This is a genomic window from Marinobacter caseinilyticus (assembly GCF_011074955.1).
GTDB classification, from domain to species: domain Bacteria; phylum Pseudomonadota; class Gammaproteobacteria; order Pseudomonadales; family Oleiphilaceae; genus Marinobacter; species Marinobacter caseinilyticus.
Window position 1 is genome coordinate 50,822 of record NZ_WUQJ01000023.1, and the last position, 25,260, is coordinate 76,081.

Here is a 25,260-nt window from a genome sequence, read left to right on the forward strand (position 1 = left end):
GTTTTGTCCTGCTTAGTTTTTTTTAGCTGTCTAGGTAGTCGTCACTGGTGCGAACCCGAGGACGCTTGCCCCCCGCCATGGGCGCGTCGTCTCCGTGGAACTGGGCGTTCACTCGACAGTCGTCACACATCTTAATGAGCTGGACATTATCAGAGTTTTTGTACATCCAGTGTATGTTTTCCAATTTCTCAACGATTCGGTTAATGGTGCTGGCGACGCCAAAGGGTGTACCACATTTGATGCATTCAAACGGGTCTTCGCCATGCAATGCCCGGGCACTCAGCGCAGCCTTCGACAGGTCCAGTTGAGGTTTCAGAGTAATGGCCGTCTCAGGGCAGGTGCTGTCGCACACGCCGCATTGAACGCAGGCGTTTTCCGTAAACTGAACCTCGGGCCGGTCCGGATGATCGCCCAAGGCCCCGGTGGGACACAGTGATACGCAGGCTAAACAGAGCGTGCATTTATCCGAATCGATGTCTATCGCACCGTAAGGTGCCCCCACTGGCAGCGGGATCGGCGCTTCGATTCTGTCCGCCATCGCGGTAACGGTAACCCGCGTGATGTCGCGGCGCCCGCCGACCAGTAGCACCGGATCGCTCACCCGGCCAGCGTTATCCCCTTCGGCGCCAAGTGCGTCTGCCGCTATCACCCGGACGCGGCTTGGGGAGTGATGGGTGCCTTTCAGCATAGCCTGTGAGAGTTCCACTTCCGCAGTAACGGCCTCACGATCTGTCTCGTTGTCCGCCAGGATCAGGACTTCGGCGTAGCCTGCGCCCAACGCAGCCATTATCTCGGCATGGCCGATACGATCAACATGCTCCAGCCCCAGCGGAATCAGGTCGTCCGCAAGTCCATCCCCATGCCGCGCCAGGTCGGCAATGGCGTCACCACCCGCGGTCAACGTATGGAAAACCAGACGCGGGGATTCGTTGGCTTGCTCGCGATAAACCTTGGCCATGACATCCACGGCCTTGGTCAGCGCCTCGAACGGGGTTTCGTTCATGGTTACCGCAGACGTCGGGCAAACCGCTGCGCAGGATCCGCAGCCGGCACAAATATCTGAGTCGATTTGTACGTGGTCCCCCGCGGAAAAAATGGCTTCGGTGGGGCAGACGTCCAGGCAGCGGGTACACCCGGATTTGTTCGCCCGGGAGTGCGCGCACAGCGAGGTCTCCAGCTTGAAAAACACCGTTTTTTCGAATTCACCAACCCGATCCCTCGCGGTCAAAGCGATACGCTCCAACTCGCCGGTTTTGGCCGGGTCCGCCCAGAAGTAGCCGTTGCGTTTCTGATAACTGGGGAACGCTGGCTCACCGCCGCGCAGGTCGATAAAAACGTCACACTCGCTGCGGGCCGTGGCTTTGACCTCGCCATAACCGGGAGCACCACGACCAGCGGGATTCAGGCTTTGCAGCTGGGCAAACTCCAGTTTGAAGCTACCCAGCGCGCCTCGGGCGGCCGTCAGTCGACCTTTCGCCACGTCGTAACCGGCGGACGGGAGCTGTACCAGCCCCGCATCGTTGACGATACAGGTCACGCCCAGCTCGTCCTGGACCAGTTCGGCCATTCTGATGGCCTGGTCGGTGGGGCCGACAATGCAACACACCCCACTGGACTGAATAGTTTTCACAGGCGCCATGGGCGCCGGTAATTGCGCGGCGGCGATCAAGGCGGCCTGCTTGGCGTGCAAGCGTGCCGGGATTGCACTCGGTGCGCTCCAGCCCGCTCTGTCCCGGATGTCAATGGTACTGAGCGGCGCAGAGTGCTGAATTTCAGCTTGCACATCCTCGCTCAGCCGCTCGAACAGGGCGGCCTGCTGGCCACAGGCAATGAGCAACTCGGCACTGCCACCCAGGTGCTCGGCGGCGGTCTTCATATCTTTGCCGCACAGTTGATCCACCGCGATCACCTGCTCAGCTGCCGCGGCCAATTGCAGTACCTTGGGATCGAAGGACTGTGTCTTATTGCAGGTGCATAACAGTAGGGTTTTGTGTGCCGTCATCAGAAGTTTGACTCTTTTAGTTGTTTTTATACGTATACGTTGTCATTACCGATCTTTGAGGATGCCACAGCGGTTTGCGATTGGACAATTGGTTAATTGGATATTTGTTTGGGCTCTGCTAGCTTCACTAGATAAAAGACGAGTAACGCCATGAACAGTCGTATAGAGAGTTGGAAACGCGAGTTGCAAGTCGGCGCCGTCGTTCGCCGATCTCCTGGAGTGACCCGCTGGGCTCGGGAAATCTGGACGCCAGTGGCGGTTATTCCGGGCGCGCCCGATGCGTTCTGGAAACAGCTGGTCAGCGATGGCGAGGTGGTCGACTATCACGCGGGCACCGTGCCGATGGAACTATTTCGCGCCGACGTGGAAGGTTACCTTGTATCCCTTAACATGACCGTCCCGTCGGTCTGGGTCGTCATGGATAAGGACCAGACCCACCGGTCACCGTCAGGTTGGGTTGTCAGCGCCGTTACCGCCAGTGCCCATGAGGCACTGGATTCACTGGACAGTGGCGAGAGCATCGTCGAGCCTGTTCCGATTCCTGAGTCCCTGGCGGCCTGGATCAAAGAGTTTATCGATATGCACTATATCGAAGAGCCGTTCAAAAAACGTCGTCGGGACGAGGTCCGCGTTGATGGTGTCGAGGACGGCAAAGGCGATGCACGAATTCGTCAGGAGAGTGACGTCTTCCGTGCACCTTCCAGCATCAAAAAATCGAGAGTTCAGTAATGGCTGAGTCACGATTACAGCGTTGGTCGCGCAAAAAAACCAACGCGTCCAGAAAGCCTGAGCCCGCGCCGCTTCCGGCCATTGAGTCCGAGCCATCGCCCGAAGCGCAGGAACTTGCCCTTAATGAAGCCCTGCCTGAGCACGAGGTGCTCGAGAAGTACGGTTTGCCGGATCCGGACACCATCGAGCTGGGCACCGACATCACGGGGTTCATGCGAAAAGAGATTCCTGACTTATTGCGCCGTAAGGCCCTGCGGGTGCTCTGGAAGTCCAATCCCGTCCTGGCAGTGCTGGATGGTCTTAATGACTACGACGAAGATTTCTCTGATGCCGCTACTGCAGCCGACAGCGTAAAGACGATATACAAGGTGGGCCAGGGCATGTTCGATAAATCCGCAAAGGTTACCGAGCAGGTCGCGGATCAAATTGAGGAAGAGGCTGAGGTGCCGGATGCGATTGCACCGGCAGAGAGCACCGAGAGCCTGGCGTCCGAAAGCGCTGATGGCCCGTCGACCACTGCCGGGCATGTTGAATCCGTGGCGACCGGGACCGAGGTAAAACCGGCACCTTTTTATCGCCCTCGAATGCGTTTTGAGTAGCCTTGTTCAGGAGCACAGTTGCGCCATAGTCCAATCGGCGCTATATATAAACCAATAGTGCAAAATTCAAACAATAAAAAGTAAGGACTGAGACTTGCTTAACACTGCTGAAGTTCAGTGCCCTCGATCCATTAGCGACGAAGACCGCGCACGCGCCCAAATCTACCAATTACTCGGCGTCTTGCTGGGCAGTCCGCCTTCGAGTGAGCTGCTTAAAGGATTGGCATCCTTGCAGGCTGACGACACCCCTCTGGGCGCCGCGTCAAAAAATCTGGCGGCTCTCGCAGAGCGCACCTCGCCTTACGATGTCGAGCGGGAGTACAACAATCTGTTCGTTGGACTCGGTCGTGGTGAACTGCTGCCGTACGCCAGTTATTACCTCACCGGTTTTCTGAACGAAAAACCCCTGGCGGAATTGCGCACTGACCTCATGGCCCGGGGCATCAAATCCCGTAGCGACGTCAAAGAACCCGAAGATCACATCGGCACGCTGTGTGAAATCATGGCGGGCATCATTACCGGCGAGTTCCCGTGCGACAGTGATCTGATTTCGCAAAAAACTTTTTATGACGCGCACCTGGCAAAGTGGGCGGCACTGTTTTTTTCCGATTTGGAAGAAGCGCAAAGCTCAATATTTTACGCTCCGGTAGGCTCATTGGGTCGGGCTTTCATGACCGTAGAAGCTGATGCGTTTGCGATTCAATAACCGGGGTCTATCCGATCCCTTAACCCAGGTGGAGATGTCCTATGGACAACCCAAAGCGTGAAAACAGCCGTCGCCGCTTCTTGCGAATGGCAGCTGCTGCAGCTCCGGCTGCCGTTGCAGTGGCGGTTGCACCAAACGCCGCAGCGGAGGTCGTCAAACAAAACGTCCCGAAAAGCCGCGGACTGCGTGACACTGAACACACCCGTAAATATTTCGAATCGGCTCGCTTTTGAGGAAGCGTGAATCATTCAAGGTTGCGTGATGCTCTTGGATGACGACCCCTCCGGAAAAACGAGAATAATAAAGCAGAGGTAACTGACATGTTAAGGAAGAAAACCAACGGGGTAGCGAAAGGCTCCCGTGCTGGATCTTTACTTTCATCCCTCGCTGCAAAGACTATGGACCGTCGTGGGTTTTTGACGGCCTCCGGTGTCGCAGTGGGTGGCATGGCGGCTTTGTCGCTGACGTCTACGCGGGTTGAAGCTTCAACCCCGTCGACTGGGGGCGGCGAGGTTGTGCGCAAAAAGTCCGTGTGTACGCATTGCTCGGTGGGCTGCACCGTCGAAGCCGAAGTACAAAACGGCGTTTGGACGGGCCAGGAACCCGGCTGGGACAGCCCCTTCAACCTGGGCGCCCACTGCGCTAAAGGGGCCGCCGTGCGTGAGCACGCTCACAATGAGCGCCGCTTGAAACACCCGATGAAAATGGTCGGCGGTCAGTGGCAAAAGATCTCCTGGGACCAGGCGATCACCGAAATCGGCGACAAGATGCTGCAAATCCGCGAAGAGAGCGGACCCGATTCGGTGTATTGGTTGGGCAGTGCGAAGTTCAATAACGAACAGGCGTACCTCTTCCGTAAATTTGCGGGCTACTGGGGCACCAACAACGTCGATCACCAGGCCCGGATTTGTCACTCAACGACGGTCGCTGGCGTAGCCAACACCTGGGGCTACGGTGCGATGACCAACTCGTACAACGACATCCACAAATCCCAAGCGATCTTCCTGATCGGGGGTAACCCCGCAGAAGCGCATCCGGTGTCGCTGTTACACATTTTAAAAGCCAAGGAAGAGAACAACGCGCCGCTGATCGTTTGCGACCCGCGCTTCACTCGCACCGCGGCTCATGCGGATGAGTATGTGCGTTTCCGCCCGGGATCAGACGTTGCACTGGTCTGGGGTATTCTCTGGCACATCTTCGAGAACGGCTGGGAAGACCAAGAGTTCATCCGCACCCGGGTGTACGGTATGAGCGAGATTCGTGAAGAGGTGAAACGCTGGAATCCGGAAGAAGTCGAGCGCGTCACCGGTGCGCCAGGCGCACAGCTTGAGCGAGTTGCTCGTACCCTGGCCAATAACCGCCCGGGTACTGTGATCTGGTGCATGGGCGGTACTCAGCACACCAACGGCAACAACAACACCCGCGCATACTGCATCCTGCAGTTGGCGCTCGGCAACATGGGCGTTGCCGGCGGCGGCACCAACATCTTCCGTGGTCACGATAACGTTCAGGGCGCCACCGACCTGGGCGTGCTGGCCGACACCCTGCCCGGCTACTATGGCCTGGCTGCCGGGTCCTGGGCTCATTGGGCTCGCGTCTGGGAGGAAGACCTGGATTGGCTGAAAGGCCGGTTTGCCGTGTGGGACAAAAATGGCAAATCCAGAGCCATGATGAACGAGAAAGGCATTCCGGTTTCCCGTTGGATCGACGGTGTCCTGGAGGCCAAGGAAAACCTTGAGCAGCCGGACAATACCCGGGCCATGGTTCTGTGGGGCCACGCGCCCAACTCCCAGACCCGCATGCTCGAAATGAAGGAAGCCATGGAAAAGCTGGACCTGTTGGTCGTGGTGGATCCCTTCCCAACCGTTTCAGCGGTGCTGCACGATCGCAAAGACGGCGCTTACCTGCTGCCAACAACCACCCAGTTCGAAACCTATGGTTCAGTAACCGCGTCGAACCGCTCGCTTCAGTGGCGTGAAAAGGTGGTTGAGCCACTGTTTGACTCCAAGGTTGACCACGAGATCATCAAGCTGTTTTCGGACAAGTTCGGTTTCACCGATCGCATGTTCCGCAACATTGCGATTGAAGGCGACGAGCCGTCGATTGAAGACATCACCCGCGAGTTCAACCGTGGCATGTGGACCATCGGCTACACCGGACAATCGCCTGAGCGCATGAAAAAGCACATGGCGAACCAGCACCACTTTGACAGAACCACCCTGCGAGCGGTGGGCGGACCCTGTGATGGTGATGTCTACGGCATGCCTTGGCCATCCTGGGGTACGCCCGAGATGAACCATCCGGGCACGCCGAACCTGTACGATATGTCACTGCCGGTGTCCAAGGGCGGTCTCACCTTCCGAGCCCGGTTTGGTGTCGAGCGGGATGGCGTGAACTTGCTTGCTGACGGCGTTTACTCGAAAAACTCCGAGATCAAGGACGGGTATCCAGAATTCACCATGCAAATGCTGATGGATCTGGGTTGGGATGGGGACCTTACGGACGAAGAGCGAGCCAGCATTGCTGCGGTTGCCGGTCCCGAGACCAACTGGAAGACCGATCTGTCAGGCGGCATCCAGCGTGTTGCAATCAAGCACGAGTGTGCGCCCTTTGGTAACGCCAAAGCCCGTGCCATTGTCTGGAACTTCCCGGACCCCGTGCCGATTCACCGCGAGCCGCTCTACACCTCGCGTCGCGACCTGGTCAAAGATTACCCGACCTACGCCGACAAGACGTTCTGGCGTGTCCCGACTTTGTACGAGTCCATTCAAAAGAACGACTTCAGCAAAGACTTCCCCATCATTCTGACCTCAGGCCGACTGGTTGAGTATGAAGGTGGTGGTGACGAGACCCGCTCAAACCCCTGGCTGGCAGAGCTGCAGCAGGACATGTTCATTGAGGTGAATCCGCGCGATGCGAATAACCTGAACATTCGTGACGGCAATGACGTCTGGGTGTCCGGCCCCGAAGGCGGGCGCATCAAGGTGAAAGCCATGGTGACTGAGCGTGTTGGCGCAGGCGTCGCCTTTATGCCGTTCCACTTCGGCGGGCATCTGGAGGGCAAGGACCTGAGGGACAAGTATCCCAAGGGCTCCGACCCCTACGTTCTGGGCGAATCCACCAACACAATTCAGACATACGGGTACGACTCGGTCACTCAGATGCAAGAGACCAAAGCCACCCTATGTTCGATTATGCCGGCATAATAAGAGGTGTAGACCATGGCACTTGAAGGACAAGCACGCGCAAAATTCCTTTGCGATGCCGAACGCTGCATCGAATGCAATGCTTGCGTAACGGCCTGTAAGAATGAACATGAAGTCCCTTGGGGCATTAACCGTCGACGCGTGGTGACCATCGAAGATGGTAAACCTGGCGAACGCTCAATCTCGGTAGCTTGCATGCACTGTTCGGACGCGCCCTGTATGGCCGTTTGTCCGGTGGATTGCTTCTACCAGACTGAAGACGGCATAGTGCTGCACTCCAAAGACCTGTGTATCGGTTGTGGGTATTGTTTTTATGCTTGCCCATTCGGCGCGCCCCAGTTTCCCCAAGCGGGCAACTTTGGCAGCCGAGGCAAGATGGACAAGTGCACGTTCTGTGCAGGAGGTCCTGAAGAAGACAACTCAACGGCCGAGTTCTCCAAATACGGACGCAACCGTATTGCCGAGGGCAAGTTACCGATCTGTGCAGAAATGTGCTCCACCAAAGCCCTGTTGGCCGGTGACGGCAATGAGGTGGCCGACATCTATCGCCAGCGTGTGGTGAACCGTGGTTTCGGTTCCGGCGCCTGGGGATGGGGCACGGCTTACGAGAAGAAGGGTGCTTAAGTTAGCCTGAGTGTTCCGGGGCCTTCGGGCCCCGGAATTCATTGAGGCGACGAACTCTTCTTGTTGATTCCATTGGAGTGCTCTCATGAACTTTAAATTTTTAGGTGCCGCCGCCTTTGTACTGGCGACACTGGCCCTCAACCCTGTCTGGGCGGAAACAGCTCCCGAGGTTGATCGGACAGCGACCGGGGGCGCTCAGACCCTGGAAGATATCATGGCTCGTCAGGCGCAGATGAACGTTGACGAGTCCTTTCGTTCTGAAAACGTCGGTGACACAGCTAACGCTGCGCCGAGTAATGCTCAATTGGGTACGAACGGTGGACGTTCTGATTCTGAAGTCTATCGTGCCATTCGCTATAACGAGATTGATCCCAGCACCCAGGTCCGCAACCCAGCCGCGGATGTCCTGATCCAGGACGGGGGCATGCCCTGGTACAAACTACGTGAAGGGCCGATCATCACCTACGGTGGTAGTGCAATCCTGGGCATCATCGCCCTGCTCGCCGTGTTCTACTTTGTGCGCGGCAGAATCAAAATCGACGGCGGCCCGGCGGGCACCACAATCGAACGATTCAAAATCATCGAACGATTTGGTCACTGGTTGTTGGCAGGCTCGTTCATCGCCTTAGGGTTAACCGGCCTGATCACCTTGATGGGACGCAGCTTCCTGATCCCCGTTTTGGGGCCCGACGCCTTTGCAACTCTGGCTGCTGGCTCCAAGTGGATTCACAACAACGTTGCGTGGGCCTTTATGCTGGGTCTGGTGATGACCTTCTGTATGTGGGTGGCGCACAATATCCCCAACAAGCTGGACTGGCAGTGGCTCAAGGTCGGCGGCGGTATCTTTACCAAGGCTCATCCTCCCGCGAAGAAGTTCAACGCCGGTCAGAAAATTATTTTCTGGACCGTAATGGTGTTGGGCTTTTCGGTCTCCTTGTCGGGCCTGTCGTTGTTGTTCCCGTTTGAAATGCCAATGTTTGCCAAGACCTTTGGCCTCGTGAACGGTATTTTGGGAACGGATTTGCCGACAATTCTGGCACCGCACGAAGAGATGCAGTACTCCAACATCTGGCACTCGATTGTGGCGTTCGTGATGATGGTGGCCATCATCGCACACATTTATATCGGCTCAGTTGGTATGGAAGGTGCGTTCGACGCTATGGGCAATGGCCAGGTTGACCTGGAGTGGGCGCGCCAACACCACGATCTCTGGGTGGCCGAAGTCGAAGCCAAACAAGGCAAAGGAGAATCACCGTGAAGGTTATGCTTTTCGCATTTGCAGCTGCATTGGTAATTGCCTTTATCGCCCCGCTTGCTCTGGACCAGTTCGGTTGGTCCTCAGCCGAGCAAACCAGCAGTACGAGCGTACGTCTTGACTGATCAATCTGGGGTACATCAAATCGATGCCATCGGTTTGGTGTGCCCTCTCCCCATTTTGCGTTTTAAAAAACGTACCCAAGATTTGCCTAGCGGCACGCAGGTCGAGTTTCTGGCCGACGACCCCAGCGGTCGTCGGGATTTACAGTCGCTGTGTGAGCTGACCGGTCACAGAATTGAATGGATCCGCGAAGAGGATGCCAGTGTCCTCCGTTATCGTATCCGTTTGGCATAGTTCCCCGTTCTGAAACGCTATGGCAAGCCCCCTACTGCACGTATCGGCCGGTTTCATCCCTGAAATCCAATGGTTAAGGTAGCATCAGCGTTGACTGCTCACGCACCCCCCTATGCCCCAATCAACAACTCCTGCGCTGTGCCCGCATCCCGATAAAGCGCCCCTAAGGCGTGCGCCAGGATCGTTGGCGTTGTGGGCGCATCACTTGGTTTGCCTGCCAGTCCGCAACACATTTGGGCGGCACGAACAGACCGCAACCGACGTCTCTTGGGTTGGAGAGCCGCGCTGGCATCCCTGCCTTCTACAGCGCTTCATGGATCGACCGTGCCAGCGCAGGTTCGCTTTTCCCAACCCGACTTGGCGTCCTCCGGCACAGGCAGTGCATGCACTACGATGGAAGCAGCCCTTGTGATGCCCTAAAACGGTTCGCAATGCGCAACAATCTGGCTCTTATGTCTGCTGAGCAATGGCGGAATGCGGACAGCCTCAGGGTTAGTGAGCCGACCTGGCCGCATCCGCCCATTCTCCCAAAGCCTGGACTGACAACCTGCTGCCTGGCCATGCAGAGGGAAAAACGAGCGTTTTCAACGATCCCAAGAGGATGCCGTCGGCTGAGGCGACAACATTGTGAACCTCACCACACGGCCGACCATCCCACGTAGGTGTACAGCAGGTGACAATTTGTACACTTTTGCCGGTTGCTCAATTACTGGCCAACTTCCTGCATAGTCCGAGTTGTCTGATTAATTACACTAAGGTCCATTTGGAGGAACCACAATGACGGACTCTCGATTGTGGAGCTGGGCATTTGGCAACACGCGACGATATACCCACTTCTCGCAACTCACCGGTGAAGCACAAGCCAGCGCCGCATCAATCGGCGCTTTTGGGGAAGTGGTGGTTTATGAGGGCGACCTGGTGATCGGCAAGAAGCCGGGCAAGGAACTCTACTTTATCGCGGTCAATGGTGTCGAACGTGTCTCCGATTTGCGGACCTGCGAATCGGAGCTCTTTGGCCAAGCGGAAGCCCTCGGAACCCTGCCGGAGAACCATGCACCCCGTGTAGTCCAGCGGCTGACGGCACGCTTCTCCGAGCGAACAACCGGCAATGACGCCTAAATATTCCTAGACCCTTACCCTGACGCCGGGGTGCCATTCACTGCCGGGTTGCCGGTCACGGTTGAACCCGCGAACGTGGTTCGTCGAGCACCCGAGCGCTGGTAAAGACGGAGCGGACATCCGATCGCCCCTCGCGACCGTAACATCCTTCTGTTGACCCAAATCAGAAGGCATTCCATGTTAAAGCAACCGTCCGCCAACGCCCCAGACACACCACATCGCCTGCCTTGCCGGGGCTGCCTGCCCAACTGCCCCACCTATGCGAGCTGCGAAGGCACACCTTGGCGTGCAGATAAAGCGACGGATGCCAAGGTCAAGCCATCATCATAGAGCGCGCGATCGGAGACCGGCTGGTGGGTGCCTGGAAGCCCAGCCCGGGCAAGTGCCTGCAGACCGGTCACACCCCAAGCGTGGCCTACCCTCGCATCGGTTGCACTTCGCCGACGGTACAAAGGCTTGGCAATAATAACCGCCTGTTTGACGACCGCTAGCAACGCATGAATGCGCTCAAGGGTGTCGCGTTTGAGTGCGAAGCGGTCTGTCTGTGTTTGTGGATAAACACTCGGGTGGCGGCTCGCTTCAATCGGTCATCCCGACAGTCCCGTGCCCCAATAAAACATCCCCGATGCCTTCCCCAGGATCGTTGCCGTTATGTGCGCACCGCTTGGTTTGGCTGCCAATCCGTAACACACGTGCAGCGGCAACAGGTGTTCCTCCCGGGGATGACAGAACCGGGCGTGGGGCGCGCTATCCCAGTGCAACAATCGCTCGGTGCGCTCAGCCTCGGCCATGCTGGCATCGCAACAGGTCTTCGCCAGCCAGTCCTCAAAGGCCTGGTTGCGGGCTGCGATCTCCGGCGTATTCGGCGAGTAGAACGCACGCATGTTATGAAACGAGAAACCGGACCCGATCACCAGCAGGTTGTCGTAGTCCAACCCCTGCAGCGCCTGGCCAAGGGCAAGGTGCGTGCGGGCATCCAGGCTGTTCACCAGTGAAAGCTGGACGCACGGAATATCCGCCTGCGGGTACATCAGCTTGAGCGGCACGAACAGACCGTGATCAAAGCCCCTGTGGTCATCGAGCCGCGCAGGCATCCCGGCCTTCTCCAGCGCTTCGTGGATCTGCCGGGCCAGCGCAGGCTCACCGGGGCATGGGTACTTGATTGCATAGGACTCCGGCGGAAAGCCGGAGTAATCGTAGATCAGCGACGGGGTAGCACCCGAGGTGATCGTCGGTACCGATTCTTCCCAGTGTGCGCTGATGACCAGAATGGCCGAGGGCTTACGCAGCTTGCCGGCAATGTCAGTGAGCCGATCCACCAGCTCACGGTGACCCGGATCACCCAGCAACGGCATTGGCCCGCCACCGTGGGAAATAAACAGAACATCGGATTGAGCGCTCATGGCAATTGCTCCCCTCAGTGATGGTGAAAAATGCGCTCATCATTACCGTAAGAGCGCCAGTCCAGTTTGTATTACTGTGTTGTGATCATGCCACCGATGGTCACTCAACCACCCGCTGTCGCAGCTCACCACCACCCAACCGTGCCAGCAGCCTGTTGTCCAGCGCAAACCGGCCACCGCCCTGAATCGCGAGCGCCAGAGTAACGACGGACAGGGTCAAGGCGTACTCGTAGCCATTGTTGGCCATGAACAAGCCATTACCGATGTGCACGGCAAACATGGCGACCAGCATGGTAAAGGCCAACACCAGCGCCGCCGGACGGGTCAGCAGACCCAGTACCAGCGCCAGTCCGCCAAAAAACTCGGCACCGCCGGCCAGCAGGGCCATTAAGTAACCGGGCGCCAGACCGATGCTCGCCAACCACTGCCCGGTGCCCTCCAGACCATAGCCGCCGAACCAGCCAAACAGTTTCTGAGCGCCGTGGGCAGCCAGGATTAGACCGACGGGCACCCGCAGAATCAATGCGGCATAGCCGCCAGTGGATCTGAACAATGCCTGAGTGAATGTGGAGTTCATGATAGTCACCTCGAATCTTTCGCTGTTGATGTGTCCTGAAGCCGCGCCTCAGGTAATGACGCCACTTTACTATCGCCAAATCAAAAGACTAAGCCCGACAATGTTGTTTTATTATCAACTATTCATTGATAATCTGAATGCATCACCGGATCAGGACACACTGATGGACCGCATCGACGCCATGCGCACCTTCGTCACCGTGGTGAACGAAGGCACCTTTACCCGCGCCGCCGACCGGCTGGGCATGTCGCCTCAGCTGGTCAGCAAGTACGTATCCCAGCTTGAACAACACCTGGCAGTGCGCCTGCTCAACCGCACCACCCGCAAGCTACACTTGACCGAGGCGGGAACGAGCTATCACCTGCGTGCCCAACAGGTCCTCAACGACATTGACGACATGGAGAGCGAGCTAGGTGATCTGCAACGCGAAGCCCGGGGAATGCTGCGCATCAGTGCGCCCGTGTCGTTCGCCACCCGTCACATGGCGCCGTTACTGAGCGAATTTCAAAGCGCCAATCCAGGCGTAGGCATTGATCTGCAGTTGAATGACCGCAAAGTCGACATTCTCGAAGAGGGGTTCGATATCGCCCTGCGGATCGGCCACCTGAAAAGCTCCTCACTGATAGCTAAACGGATTGCGCCGGTACGGCTGGTGCTGTGCGCCTCGCCGGCCTACCTGAAAGAACACGGCACGCCCCAACGCCCGGAAAACCTCAGGAACCACCGTTACCTGCGCTACAGTTACATGGCGTTGGACGCCAGCCAGGCGGTGCACCGGTGGCTGCAAAGCAGTGGCCGTGACCACGGCAGCGACATGGTCAGCAACAACGGCGATGTGCTGGTCGAAGCTGCCATCGCCGGCGCAGGCATTGCCCTGCAACCCACCTTTATTTCAGGCTCCGCGATCAAAGAAGGGAAACTGCAGGTTGTCCTGCCAGAGTATGAACCGGAGCCGATGGCACTCTATGCGGTATACGCACACCGGCAGCTGCTGGCGAGCAAAGTGCGCAGTTTTATCGCCTTCAGCGACGGTTTTTTTGGCGACCCGCCCTACTGGGATCATTTTGAGTAATGGACGTTGGCCAGCGGGCATGTCAGTGGGTGTGCCGACACTGGGAGGCCCGCCAATAAACGGCCGGAGCGACTTTGGCACAAGTCGCTGCACAGATTGCCGCTTACAGTGCGAGCACGCCGTGAGCGAAATCCGGCCGACTTGGCAGAGTTGGACAGCCTAGTCCTTCCCCACGATTTCCTCACAAAAGGATTTTGTGTTAATTTTTTGTTATCTGGGGACAGCCCCGACTGCCATAGGTCCAAATGCCCGATAACGTTGAATCCGCGCCCCCAGCAGACAGTGTCGATGTCGAATCGGAACACCACAGCCCTCGGTTTATACTACGTCGCTTCCGATTGAGTTATGCCATCGCCTTAAGCTTGATCGCCGCTTTGGTCCTCTTATCCACCGTTCTCTTTAACCAAATCTTGCAAACCCAATCTTCAGATTCCTCGGTAATCAACCTCGCCGGCAGTCAGCGCATGCTCTCTCAAAGGATTTCACTTTATGCCGTACGGCAGGAGCAGGCTATTGATAATTCGGTATATTATGCGAATGTCTCGAGCGAACTTGGCGCGTTAGCACTAAAAATGAGGGAGAATCATCGCGTGTTGACGCAACACCTACCGCGTGATGGGGAAGCTTTGTCGCCTACGCTGCGTCAATTATATTTCGGTGGCGACCCAAGCCTTGATGACAGAGTCCGGCGCTTCGCAAATTCTGCATGGATGCTGAGTGATATTGCCTCCTCGGACGTCGTCAACGATATCGACTTAACGTTATTCGATCCCACGTTCCTGACCCTATTGCTCGATGACCTTGATGCGGTTGTGAGCCAATACGAAGCAGAAGCACTGGCGCGCGTAAACTCTTTGGCCCTGATGCAACTGGGCATTGGCTTGGCGGTGATTTTTCTGTTGGCTCTGGAAGTCATCGTCATATTTGTGCCAACGGAGAAACTCGTTGGCCGGGCGTATCGGCGTCTGGCGGAGGAGCGCGAAAAGGCCCGGCAACTGCAAAAATCCGCAGAAAACGCGATGGCAGTGAAAAATTCGTTTTTTGCGAACATGAGCCATGAAATCCGCACGCCATTAAATGGCGTCATCGGCATGCTGTACCTGCTGCTGGGCAGTGATCTCAGTAAAGAGCAGCGGCAGCGGGCGAAAGTCGCGGATCGGAGCGCCAAGTCTCTGCTCATTCTGCTTAACGATATCTTGGATTTATCGAAAATTGAGGCGGACAAAGTCAGCTTCGAGCAGTTGAATTTCGACATTGAAACGCAACTCGGCATGATTGTAGAAGACGCCGCCTACCAGGCAGAACAAAAAGGGCTGGAGCTCATTCTTGACACCTCTGAGCTAAATAAAGAAACGGTAATAGGCGACCCCCACCGATTCCGGCAGATCGTAACCAATTTGATCAACAACGCGATAAAATTCACGACGCGAGGTGAAATTGTTGTATGTGCCCGTATCCAAGCAGAGCCCCAAGGTGCATATAAAGTTGCAATCAGCGTGAGTGATACCGGCATCGGGATTCCGACGGAAAAAAAGGAAATGTTGTTCGATTCTTTCAGTCAAGTGGATGCCTCCACAACACGAGAATTTGGCGGCACTGGTCTGGGTTTATCGATTGTTAAACGGTTGTGCGAATTAATGAACGGCAGCATTACCGTGGACAGTACACCAGGGGTTGGTTCCTGCTTCACCTGCGTACTCAAACTCGCCGCCTCAGACCAACCCCCGGCAAACTTGCCAGTGGCACAGTTTGATCAGCTGACGGCACTTGTTGTCGACGATAATGCAGAAAATCGCAACGTGATCTGTCGCCAACTGAGCCGCTGGAACATCAAAACAGTAACCGCCGCGAACGCTGCTGCCGCGATCACCGCGTGCGAAGCCTTTTATGACGAGAACGCTGCCATTTTTGACATCGGTCTGATCGATATGAACATGCCTGTCAATAATGGTGAAACACTGGGCCGGGAACTTTTAAACGACCCCCGCTTCCTGTCGATGAAGTGTTTTATGCTGCTTCCAATAACAGACAAAGGCGACAGCGGCCAGCTTGCCAAACTGGGGTTCGCAGGGGCTCTTGCTAAGCCACTCAGGTCCTCACACCTGTACGATGCCTTGTGTACAGTGACCGATTGCACCGTGACCGAACAAGCAGGGCCGTCGACCACAACCACCCCCTGGGAAGAGCGCCCTCAGTTGTCGCCATTACAAAGTGGCGAGGCCTATTCAAGCGCAGCTGACAACGCGTACAGCCAGCAAGAGAGCATATCCATACTCTGTGCCGAGGACAGTGAGGTAAACCAGGTGCTGGTTCAGGCCATATTGGAGAACGCTGGATTAACGGTGGAATTTGCCCGCAATGGCCGTGTCGCAATCAACATGCTCAAAAAAACAGAAGTCGAACAGCCTTATTCGTTAATCCTGATGGATTGTCAAATGCCGGAACTTGACGGCTACGAGGCAACAAAAGAGATTAGGTCAGGTGTGGCCGGAGAATTTTATCGCGATATTCCGATACTTGCGGTAACCGCCAATGCCATGGCAGGTGACAATGAAAAATGCAAAGACGCTGGCATGGACGATTTCATCTCCAAGCCATTGAATCCAGATCTTTTGATATCGAAAGTTCGGCAATGGGTCCGGACGTCAATAGCAAACAGCCGTGAACCGATCAGGTAATACACCGCTCCTTATTCAATGGCCTGCGCACGCCAAGGCCCCTGTTGTAACCGTCATCACACGACTTCCCGCCGCTGCATTGTTGCGCTGGCGCGCCGGCCGGCAGGCGCTGGCACCTTCGAATTTTGTGGCCCAGGCAAGCGCATCCGTTTCGGCCACGGGTTTGCCGCAATCGTGCCCGTGAGCACGATCCCGCCCCGCTTCATCAACGCAATTTCGGTTGCCTTACTCTCTGCATCTCGGCCCCCTGGCCATCCCAACGGGTCAGGCGGACATGCAGGAGCGTGAAATGACGCTTGTTCGCGAGGGGTGCTAGGGCGACGGAACCAACGCAGCCTGAAACCCGTTCCGATATTGTCACCAGGAAACCATCGGTCTGAATCCTGCTCCGGATGCGATCCCCAGCCCCCCCTTTTGTCATGTCATCAAGGCCGGACGCACACCGTCACTTCCTGCTCCCCCCCATCGTCCTCGAGCGCGATACAGCAAGGCGCGCAGGTCCCCTCGGGCGGAGGCATTTCGGCGCTCATTCTTGTGATCGTGATGCGACAGACACTGTCGCGGTCACCGTAGCGGTAGAGCAGCGAACAGCCGGGCCACTCCGGCGGCAAACACGGGTTTACTTCCAGCATCTCGCCGTGACGTTTTATGCCCAGAACACCTTCGAGAATCAGCCGGTACATCCACCCGGCCGAACCCGTGTACCAAGTCCAGCCGCCACGGCCAATGTGAGGCGCGGCGCCGTAAATATCCGCTGCCACCGCATAAGGTTCGGTCCGGTATTCGGCCACTGCCGGCCCACTGTCGCCGTGTCGGATTGGGTTAATGGCGTTCATCACGGCGGCGGCCCGGCCAGCATCGCCCAACGCCGCAAACGCCAGGCCGACCCAACAGGCGGCATGGGTATATTGCCCACCGTTTTCCCGCACCCCGGGCGGATAGGCCGCAATGTAGCCCGGGTCGGGGTGGCTGCCGACAAAGGGCGGAGTGAACAACAACACCTGCCCCGGCGGCACTTTAAACAGCCGCTGCCACACTGCGTCCATGGCCTGGGCGCCCCGAGTGCCCTCCGCCGCACCGGATAAAACCGCCCAGGACTGGGCAATCGAATCGATTTCACAGGCCATGTCGCCGGCGGCGCCCATAGGCACTCCGTTGTCGTAATAGGCGCGGCGGAACCACGCCCCATCCCAGGCTCGGGCGTTGATTTCCGACGCCAGCGTCGCCGCCCAGGATCGCAGGGCCCCGGCCGTGCCAGAGTCGGCGCGTCGGTCGCAGACATCGGCAAAACGCCGCATCGTAAGCACCAGAAACCAGCCCAGCCAGACACTTTCCCCGCGCCCATCGGCGCCCACCCGGTTCATGCCGTCGTTCCAGTCACCACCGCCGATCAGGGGCAGGCCATGCTCTCCCAGGCGGTAGGCGTGCTGTATGGCCCGAAGGCAATGATCATAGAGGCTGCCCACCTCCCCGGACGGGACGTATTCGGCATAGCGCTCCGACTCATGATGATGCAAGGGCTCGCCCGCGAGATAAGGTATCTGCGTGTCCAGCAGATCATCGTCGCCGCCGGTAACGGTCAGATACTCGCACAACACGTAAGGCAGCCAGACCAGATCGTCGGAAATGCGGGTGCGAACGCCTCGTGCCCGCGGCGGGTGCCACCAGTGCAAGACGTCGCCTTCTGCGAATTGCCGCGCCGCCGCGTCGAGTATCCGCTCACGGCACATCGCAGGCGTGACCTGCAACAGTGCCGTAGTGTCTTGCAACTGATCACGAAAACCGAACGCGCCGCTGGACTGGTAAAGTCCGGTTCGTCCGTACAGGCGGCTGGTCACGGTCTGGTACAGCAGCCAACGGTTGAACAGAAAGCCAATACCGGGGTCCGGGCATTCCAGGGACAGCCGGCCCAACAGGTGCTCCCAGTGCCGCTGGTTGCGGTCCCACGCCCGGTCAACGGCTGCCGTGGCCCGAAAACGCTCAATCAGCTCCAGCGCCTCCGCCTGGACAGCGCCCACGCCCAGCAGCCAGGTAAATGTTTCTTCCCCCTCCGCTGGCAGGTCCACGTGCACCTGCAGTACCCCGCAGGTGTCACGCCCGGGTTCAACACAACTGGCCAACCCCACCCGCGCCAAGGCCGCCGGGGCATCAAGACCGCCGTTGCAGCCGATAAATTCGCTGCGATCCGTGGTGTAACCGTGCACTTCGCGACTGGTGGCCAGAAACGCCACCTGGTCAGGGCCTTCCGGGTTATAGGGGTTGCTCACCAGGACCGCGTGCTGCTCCGGCAGGTAGAACGGTTTCAGGAACAGCTGGGTCACCTCCCGTCGGGTGCCAAGCACCCATTCGGCGTAATAGGTCATAGTGAGCCGTCGTGGCCGGGAGGAGCGGTTTTTCAGGTGGACCCGGGTAATTTTGACGGCGTCGTCCGGCGGCGTGAAACACAGGATGTCGCTGTCGATTCCGTATTGACGATGCTCGAAGCGGGAATAGCCGGCACCGTGATGAACCAGGTAAGTGGAGCGGTGGGGCACCGGTTTTGGCGTCGGGCCCCACAACGCGCCGGTTTCCTCGTCCCGCAGGTATAAGCATTCACCGGGCTCATCCAGCACCGGGTCATTGCGCCAGGGCGTCAGTCGGTTTTCGGCGCTGTTCCGGAACCAGCTGAAACCGGCCCCGGCCTCGGAGACGGTGAAACCAAACACCGGATTGGCGATGACATTGATCCACGGCGCCGGAGTGGGACGCTGTGACGTGACTTCCAGGATGTACTCCTTGCCATCGTCCGTGAAACCGCCATAACCATTGTCATAGCGCAGATTCTGGGGTCGGGCTAGCGGGACATCCTGCGCCCGCTTGCGCGGCCGCCAAACCCGAAGCCTTGGTAACGGCGCTACGGTAATGTCCATTCGACTCAAGTCAGCCATCAACGACGGCGCGGCGCCGTCCAGGACCACGGCAGCCGCGGCTTTGAGCAACACAACATCCTTCTCATCCAGGGTATCGGCCTTCAGGGGGAAGATACCGCCACGGCCACCGATCCAGGGTTCGGCGCCCTGCTCGATGAGCAGTCGACGCAGCGTATCCCGGGTGGCCCCCTCATAACCGTAGTCCCCCACGTTCAGTATCACCACATCGACGGGCAGGTGCCGCTTACGCCAATAGGCGTGCGCCCGGAGCAACATCCGCAGTGGCTCAGGGCCCGCGTCCAGGCCAAACGTCATCAGAACGATCGGATAATCCCCCGACACACCAACACCCCAGAGATGCTCCTGGCGCAGCCGATTCGCAGTGAGGTCCTGAACGGGTGCGCGTAACCGTGAATGGGGATAAAGCACCGCAGACGTCAGCCGGGCAATCGTGCGCAATGCCGGACTGTCGATATTTGCCCGCGCCAATTCGCGGCCGGCTTCCAGGCGGGCCTCTTCGAACACGCGCTGCACCCTCGGCCAGGACGTATAATGCCCTGCGGCGTCCAGAACCTCCTCACGGCTAGTCCCGGCGAAGCGTAAAAAAGCCACCTGCACCGTGGCGCCCGCCGCGATTGTGACGGTAGTCTGCAGCGCTGCAATCGTGTCCAGTGAATAGCCAAGGGCCCCACTCACGGCGACTTCTTCATCCAGGGCTTTCGGGTGGCGGTAAGAGGCAAGGCGCCCCAGAAAAGCGGCGCGATCGGTTTCCAGCGCCTCGGGCGCCAGGACACCGCCCGCCCCCATGATCAACTCGGCCATCACCGGGGCTTCGGATACCGACTCACGGGCACGCCGCTCGAACAGCAACAGGGATCGGTCGGCGAGGTATTCGCTGTGCACAAACAGTTTGCTGAACGCCGGGTGCTGGGCATCGGCGCGCAGCTCGGCCAGCACCACTTCGGCGTACGTGGTCAGGCGTAACCGTCGCGGGCGGTCGCCATGGTTGGTCAATGTCACTCGCCGCAGCTCTACGTCTTCCCAGGGCGACACCGTCACTTCCAGTCGCTGGATCAAGTCCTGGTACTGACGCCGGTAATCCACACCATGGCCGGAAAAACGCACTTGCTCCTTCAGACCAGGCTGCCGACTGGGTCGGCGGGTCAGCGACCAATTTTGGCCGGTGTCGATGTCTTGCAAGTAAAGCCAGCTGCCCCAAGTGTCCACGGTCCGGTCTGGCTGCCAACGGGTCAGGGCAAACCCTTTCCAACTGCTGAAACCGCCGCCGGTGTTGGTCGCCAGCACGTTCATGCGGCCGTTGGAAAACCAATGGCCCCGTGGCGTGACGGTGTCAACCGGCACCCCCCAAGGCACAATCGTCGGCACCTCTTCTCCGGTTGATTTCCCGGGCTCCGGCAACACCGAAGCGGGAAACTCTACCTCCGCTTCCGGATCAACCCGCTCTAACAGTAACAACTCAGTGGCACGCACCAGGGGCTCCCGGCTAAAGCGTGCGACAGCCTGCGCGCCAACCAGGACATTCCCCGCGCTGACCAGCGACATGCCCTGATGGTGTGCCATGTAGCTCCGGACGATGGCCTGGGTTTTGCCCACTTCCATGCGGCGCTTGGTGCAATCCAGGGCCTCATAGAGGCCATAGTGTCCCAACATCCCCATGCCTTCCAGCCGTTTCAGGTTGTCCATTGCGGCCTGTGGCCGCCACCAAAGCCCAAGAAAGGTAGCGTAAGGCGTCACCACCAGTTCAAGGAAGGTCTTTTCAACCCGCAGGGCAAGTTGCGGTACTCCGAACGCGTGATAGGCGTAATTCTGCGCGCTATCCAGCAGGTAGTAGCCCGACTCCGATATGCCCCAGGGTATGTCATGGCTGCGGGCAAAGTTGATCTGAATATCAATGGCGGCCCTGGCACTGCGCCCCAGCAGGCTGCCAGGAGGCTCAGCCATCAGCAACTGCGGCATCAGGTACTCAAACATGGTGCCACTCCAGGACAGCAACAGGGCATTGCCGTCGTCACGGGTCATGGGGCGCCCCAGACAAACCCAGTGACGGGCCGGCACCTCACCCCTGGCAATCGCCAGAAAACTCGCCAGCCGTGCCTCCGAAGCAAGCAGGTCGTAGCCATTATCGTCCAGCTTGCCCAGGTCCACGTTATAGCCGATGCTGAAAACATGGCGGACAGGGTTGTACAAAAACGACATGTCGGTGTTGGCAAAGAGTTTATCGCTCAGCGCTCGCCCTTCCTCCGCCCACGCCAATACCTGTAGCGAGGCCTTACTGGCACTGCTCAGTTGCACGCTTAATTGTTTTAGCCATTGGCTTAGTTCCGTCTCCGGCGTGTCCAACGCAGGCTGCAACTGCCCTATCAAATGCTGCAACCGGTGCTCGATCGTTCCCAGTTCGGAAAAAGTGGCACTGCGCGTCAATTCCGACAGCAATGCGCTCCAGGCGCCCGCGCGCTTATCGGGCAGTTCGGACGGGTCTGGTGACGGCAACCGCTGAATCAGGTGCCACCAGGGTAAAAACCGATCCCGATATTCTTTCAGGCGACGCATATGGTGGTGTATCCGCTCCAGCCATAAACGCATGTCGGCAAGGATTTCAGGGGGCAGCGCTTCCGTCTCCCGGAGAACGCGCTGAATCGCCGGATCAAGACTGACGTCAATGCGATGCGCCACCGCATCAAGCAGCCGTGGCCAGGTGCCAGGCTGGTCGCGCCCTGCAACGACCTGACGTCGCAGTTCCTCAAGTTCCCCGGCCAACAGGCGCCGGGAGCTGGTCGAGGGGTCATCGCCCAGTGCGTCTTCCAGAACGCCCACCGCGTCGAGTACACCCTCAAAGCGGTCCCCTTTCCAGACCGGTTCATCCCGCAGGTGGATCAGTAACTGCTTCAGCGCGATCAAGCACCCAAGCAGATTCCCGCTATCCACCGTGGACACATACGCGGGCGACAATGGCGTCAGGTGGTGGGTATCAACCCAATTGAGTATATGCCCACGAAATTGTGGCATTTTTTCCAGGGTGTGAAGGGTATTCCGAGTACGAATCAGTAGTTCCTCAGCATCGATATAACCGAGATCATAGGCCGTGCAGTTGGCCAGCAATAACAACCCGATATTGGTCGGTGACGTGCGGTGGGCGACCAGGCCCTTGGGGTTTTCCTGATAGTGATCAGGGGGTAGCCAATGGTCCTCTGGCCCAACAAAGCTCTCGAAAAAAAACCAAGTGCGGCGTGCAAGCCGGCGCAGGTGCGTCCGGTCCTCCGGTCGCATGACCTCCACGACCGGCCGGTATTCGCGGCGCAGTCGATACGCCACATGCGGCGACACCAGCCACAACGCCAATACCGGCGCTGCAAACCAGAATGACTCAGAAGCGTCGACCCACAGCAGACTGCCCACCAGAGCGGCCAGACCCGGGCCAAACCACAAGCTGCGCCAATAATGTCTGGCCGAGCTGTTGTTGTTGCGGCCTGCGTCCATGGCGGCGGGGGTCCACTCAAGGAGTCGCCGGTGACTGATATGGCTGCGATAGAGCGAGCGACCAATGGCATCGGAGACCATCCGTGACTCGAGGGGCAGGAAGGCCACTGCCAGCAACCAGCGCTTGATGTCCGCCACCAGATTCCGCCACGTTGAGGCCGTGCGCCGGCGGCGCAGTGTCGAGTGCGCCAGGCCCACCACACTGGTCAGGGTCGGAACCAGCAACGTCAGCAGGGCCAATATAGTCCAGTGCAATGCGGAACCCGGCAGGGAAAACCAACCCAAAACCAGCAGCAGCAGCAACCATGGGCTCTGCAGGCTGCGCAGCAGATTATGGATGAGCTGCCAACGGTGCACGGCATCAAGGCGGTTCGCGCGCCGTGAACCGGTCTCGGTCGGAACCCGCGATCCGAGCCACGGCAGCAGTTGCCAGTCGCCACGCACCCAGCGGTGTAACCGGCGCAGGTAAGTCAGGTAGTCCGGTGGGTAATCCTCGTACAGCACCACATCGCTGGCCAGTGCCGTGCGACCGTGGATGCCCTCGAACAGATCGTGACTGAGCACCGCGCCTTCGGGCACGGCATCGCGCAGGCTCCCTTCAAAGGCGGCGACGTGATAGATCCCCTTGCCGGTAAAGATGCCTTCGCCAAAAACGTCCTGATAGGCATCCGACACCGCCAGGGTGTATAGATCCAGCCCGCGGTCACCGGAAAAAATACGGGTGAATGTATTGCGTGTGGCGGTCAACGGATTAATCTCAACGCGCGGCTGCAGGATGCTGTAGCCGGCGGCGATGACGCCGGTCGTAGGGTCCCACACCGGCTGATTCAGAGGGTGGGCGAAGGTGCCAACCAAGCGCCGGGCGGCGTTCACGGGCAGTTGCGTGTCGGCGTCCAGGGTGATGACGTAGCGGACCTGACGCAGCAAAGCCCGGTTACCGGCCCCATCGCTGAACGTCCCCAGGTCGCCATTGAGAATGAAGTTATTGAACTCCTTTAATTTTCCGCGCTTGCGCTCCCACTCTATCCACAGGCCTTCGTGCGGAGCCCAGGTGCGCTGCCGGTGCATCCAGAAGAACGGCGACTCACTGCCGCCATAATGCGCGTTCAGACTGTTCACGCCCGCCCTGAGTTGATTCAGCAGGGCTTCGTCCTCGGCCGTTATTTTATGTGTTGCATCAAAGAGCCCCGTCAGGAGCCCAAAATGCAAACACGGGTCGGTGTTGGCCAGATAGTGACGTTCCAGTTGGCCGAGCGCACGACTCACATCCTGCGGACCGGCCACCAGGATCGCCATGCAAACCGCCGTGCGGTGTTCCAGATCGATACCAGGGGCAAAGTCCAGCTTGGGCAGCACCCTCGGTGCCATCGTCAGCGTGATCAACCAGTTGACCAGCACTGACGCGATGACCAGGCCCGGCACAGACACAATGACCGCCACCAGCACAGCTTGCCACACCGACCCGAAAATCATGGCGTAGACACTCGGGAACAAAACCAACAACACCGCAGTGGCGCCAAGCAGGCCCAGGTAAAGACCCTGACGATGGCGCCATAGCGAAGCGTTGAGCGCGGCCCGCGGTGAACGATAGCCCAGCGTCTCATGCAGGTGTTTCTGGCCCGGACCGATCAGGTAATAGCCCACATGACATCGAACAGCCTCGTAATGCGCTGCCGTGTCTTCCTCTACCTGGACAACGGCCAGCTCAATCGCGGCCCTGGCCACCGCCAACTCATCACAACCGGTTTTGCGGGCCAACTTCTCCACCGCATTGCGGTAACGGTCCCGCGTCTCAAAATCCATGCGTCTGTATGCGCCTGCGGGATCGTCGCGGAGGGTATTCTCCACCTGTGAGGTGCGCTCAAAGAATCCCTGCCAGTCCGTGCGCTCAAGCCGATGCAGACTCCAGACCCCATTGACCACCACATCCGTCGCTTCGGCGTCGGTCATCGCGTGCGAAGGCGTCTCAGTGTTCAGTTGCTTCACTCGCCACTGCACCGTCTGCAGGATCAGACGCAAAGCCTGGAAACGCAGCAGTAATGGCAATGCCCAGAGTTCCGCCGTGTTGAACGGCGCCGGTTGGCGGTGTTCCAGCACCAGTGCTTCCAGAAAACTGTGGTCAAACCGCTGGCCACACTGTTCCAGAGCCATCCGCGCCAGCTCCAGGGCGCGCGGTTGACCACAAGCAGGCCCCTGGGTCAGGACCGGAAGGTGTTTGAGGAAATTAACCGACAAGTCGCGCCGCAGGCTGTGCAGAACCCGACGAATCAGATACTCATTGTCGGTGTACCAATCGACCCAGGGCCCCGCCGCGTGCGGATCGCGCTGCAATGCGTAAAGCCTTTTGTGGATGCGTCTCAGGTCGCGGGCATACTGAGTCAAGGCTTCACTGATAGGCCCGAAACTACTGCGACTGCCGGGTGCCACAGTATCCAGAACCGACGGTTGTGCGGCACTCCCCGACCGCCAGGCCGCGCTATCGAGCTCGCCTTCGGCCTGCCATTCTGCTCTCGGCGTCTGCGTCAC

15 protein-coding genes are annotated in these 25,260 nt (G+C 58.4%); 11 read left to right on the forward strand and 4 right to left on the reverse strand.

What is annotated here, in order from left to right; all coding sequences use genetic code 11:
- Positions 1-22: 22 nt before the first annotated feature.
- A complete protein-coding gene (locus tag GRX64_RS11955; RefSeq protein WP_166267488.1) occupies positions 23-2,002 on the reverse strand; it encodes a 4Fe-4S binding protein in 1,980 nt (659 codons plus the stop codon).
- Between the two features lie 150 nt (positions 2,003-2,152).
- Between GRX64_RS11955 and GRX64_RS11960 the strand changes: the two genes are divergently transcribed.
- The 9 genes from GRX64_RS11960 to GRX64_RS12000 all read left to right on the forward strand — a co-directional run bounded on the left by GRX64_RS11960 (position 2,153) and on the right by GRX64_RS12000 (position 10,597).
- Positions 2,153-2,731, forward strand: a complete 579-nt coding sequence (locus tag GRX64_RS11960) for a DUF3305 domain-containing protein (protein ID WP_166267490.1) — start codon at positions 2,153-2,155, stop codon at positions 2,729-2,731.
- Entirely contained in the window at positions 2,731-3,330 is a 600-nt protein-coding gene (locus tag GRX64_RS11965) for a DUF3306 domain-containing protein (protein WP_166267492.1), read from the forward strand. The genes GRX64_RS11960 and GRX64_RS11965 overlap by 1 nt, the downstream gene beginning before the upstream one ends.
- Before the next feature lie 94 nt (positions 3,331-3,424).
- Positions 3,425-4,036 carry a TorD/DmsD family molecular chaperone gene (locus GRX64_RS11970; RefSeq protein ID WP_166267494.1) on the forward strand — a complete coding sequence of 204 codons (612 nt, stop codon included), beginning with the start codon at positions 3,425-3,427 and terminating at the stop codon, positions 4,034-4,036.
- Positions 4,037-4,077: 41 nt separating this feature from the next.
- The gene (locus GRX64_RS11975) at positions 4,078-4,269 is read left to right on the forward strand and encodes a twin-arginine translocation signal domain-containing protein (protein WP_166267496.1); all 192 of its coding nucleotides are present in this window, start codon (positions 4,078-4,080) and stop codon (positions 4,267-4,269) included.
- Between the two features lie 87 nt (positions 4,270-4,356).
- Positions 4,357-7,242 carry a formate dehydrogenase subunit alpha gene (locus GRX64_RS11980; RefSeq protein ID WP_166267498.1) on the forward strand — a complete coding sequence of 962 codons (2,886 nt, stop codon included), beginning with the start codon at positions 4,357-4,359 and terminating at the stop codon, positions 7,240-7,242.
- Between the two features lie 15 nt (positions 7,243-7,257).
- Positions 7,258-7,866: a formate dehydrogenase FDH3 subunit beta gene (gene fdh3B / locus GRX64_RS11985; RefSeq protein ID WP_099617849.1), complete on the forward strand. Its 609-nt coding sequence runs from the start codon at positions 7,258-7,260 to the stop codon at positions 7,864-7,866.
- A 214-nt stretch (positions 7,867-8,080) separates the two neighbouring features.
- Positions 8,081-9,124 carry a formate dehydrogenase subunit gamma gene (locus GRX64_RS11990; protein ID WP_235937653.1) on the forward strand — a complete coding sequence of 348 codons (1,044 nt, stop codon included), beginning with the start codon at positions 8,081-8,083 and terminating at the stop codon, positions 9,122-9,124.
- Between the two features lie 114 nt (positions 9,125-9,238).
- Positions 9,239-9,478, forward strand: coding sequence for a sulfurtransferase TusA family protein (locus GRX64_RS11995; RefSeq protein WP_166267502.1), 240 nt, complete (start codon positions 9,239-9,241; stop codon positions 9,476-9,478).
- Positions 9,479-10,255: 777 nt separating this feature from the next.
- Entirely contained in the window at positions 10,256-10,597 is a 342-nt protein-coding gene (locus GRX64_RS12000) for a hypothetical protein (protein ID WP_166267504.1), read from the forward strand.
- A 587-nt stretch (positions 10,598-11,184) separates the two neighbouring features.
- Here GRX64_RS12000 and GRX64_RS12005 read toward each other — a convergent pair.
- Together GRX64_RS12005 and GRX64_RS12010 are read right to left on the reverse strand one after the other, a co-directional pair.
- Positions 11,185-12,000, reverse strand: coding sequence for a DODA-type extradiol aromatic ring-opening family dioxygenase (locus GRX64_RS12005; protein ID WP_166267506.1), 816 nt, complete (start codon positions 11,998-12,000; stop codon positions 11,185-11,187).
- A 100-nt stretch (positions 12,001-12,100) separates the two neighbouring features.
- Positions 12,101-12,577, reverse strand: a complete 477-nt coding sequence (locus tag GRX64_RS12010; protein WP_166267512.1) for a DoxX family protein — start codon at positions 12,575-12,577, stop codon at positions 12,101-12,103.
- A gap of 100 nt (positions 12,578-12,677) precedes the next feature.
- Here GRX64_RS12010 and GRX64_RS12015 point away from each other — a divergent pair, with 100 nt between their 5' ends.
- Positions 12,678-13,649: a LysR family transcriptional regulator gene (locus tag GRX64_RS12015; protein ID WP_235937654.1), complete on the forward strand. Its 972-nt coding sequence runs from the start codon at positions 12,678-12,680 to the stop codon at positions 13,647-13,649.
- A gap of 245 nt (positions 13,650-13,894) precedes the next feature.
- Complete coding sequence (locus tag GRX64_RS12020; RefSeq protein ID WP_166267515.1) at positions 13,895-16,327, forward strand: response regulator; 2,433 nt, start codon at positions 13,895-13,897, stop codon at positions 16,325-16,327.
- Positions 16,328-16,752: 425 nt separating this feature from the next.
- Here the strand turns inward: GRX64_RS12020 and GRX64_RS12025 are convergent, their stop codons facing one another.
- Entirely contained in the window at positions 16,753-25,260 is an 8,508-nt protein-coding gene (locus tag GRX64_RS12025; protein WP_166267517.1) for a glycoside hydrolase family 94 protein, read from the reverse strand.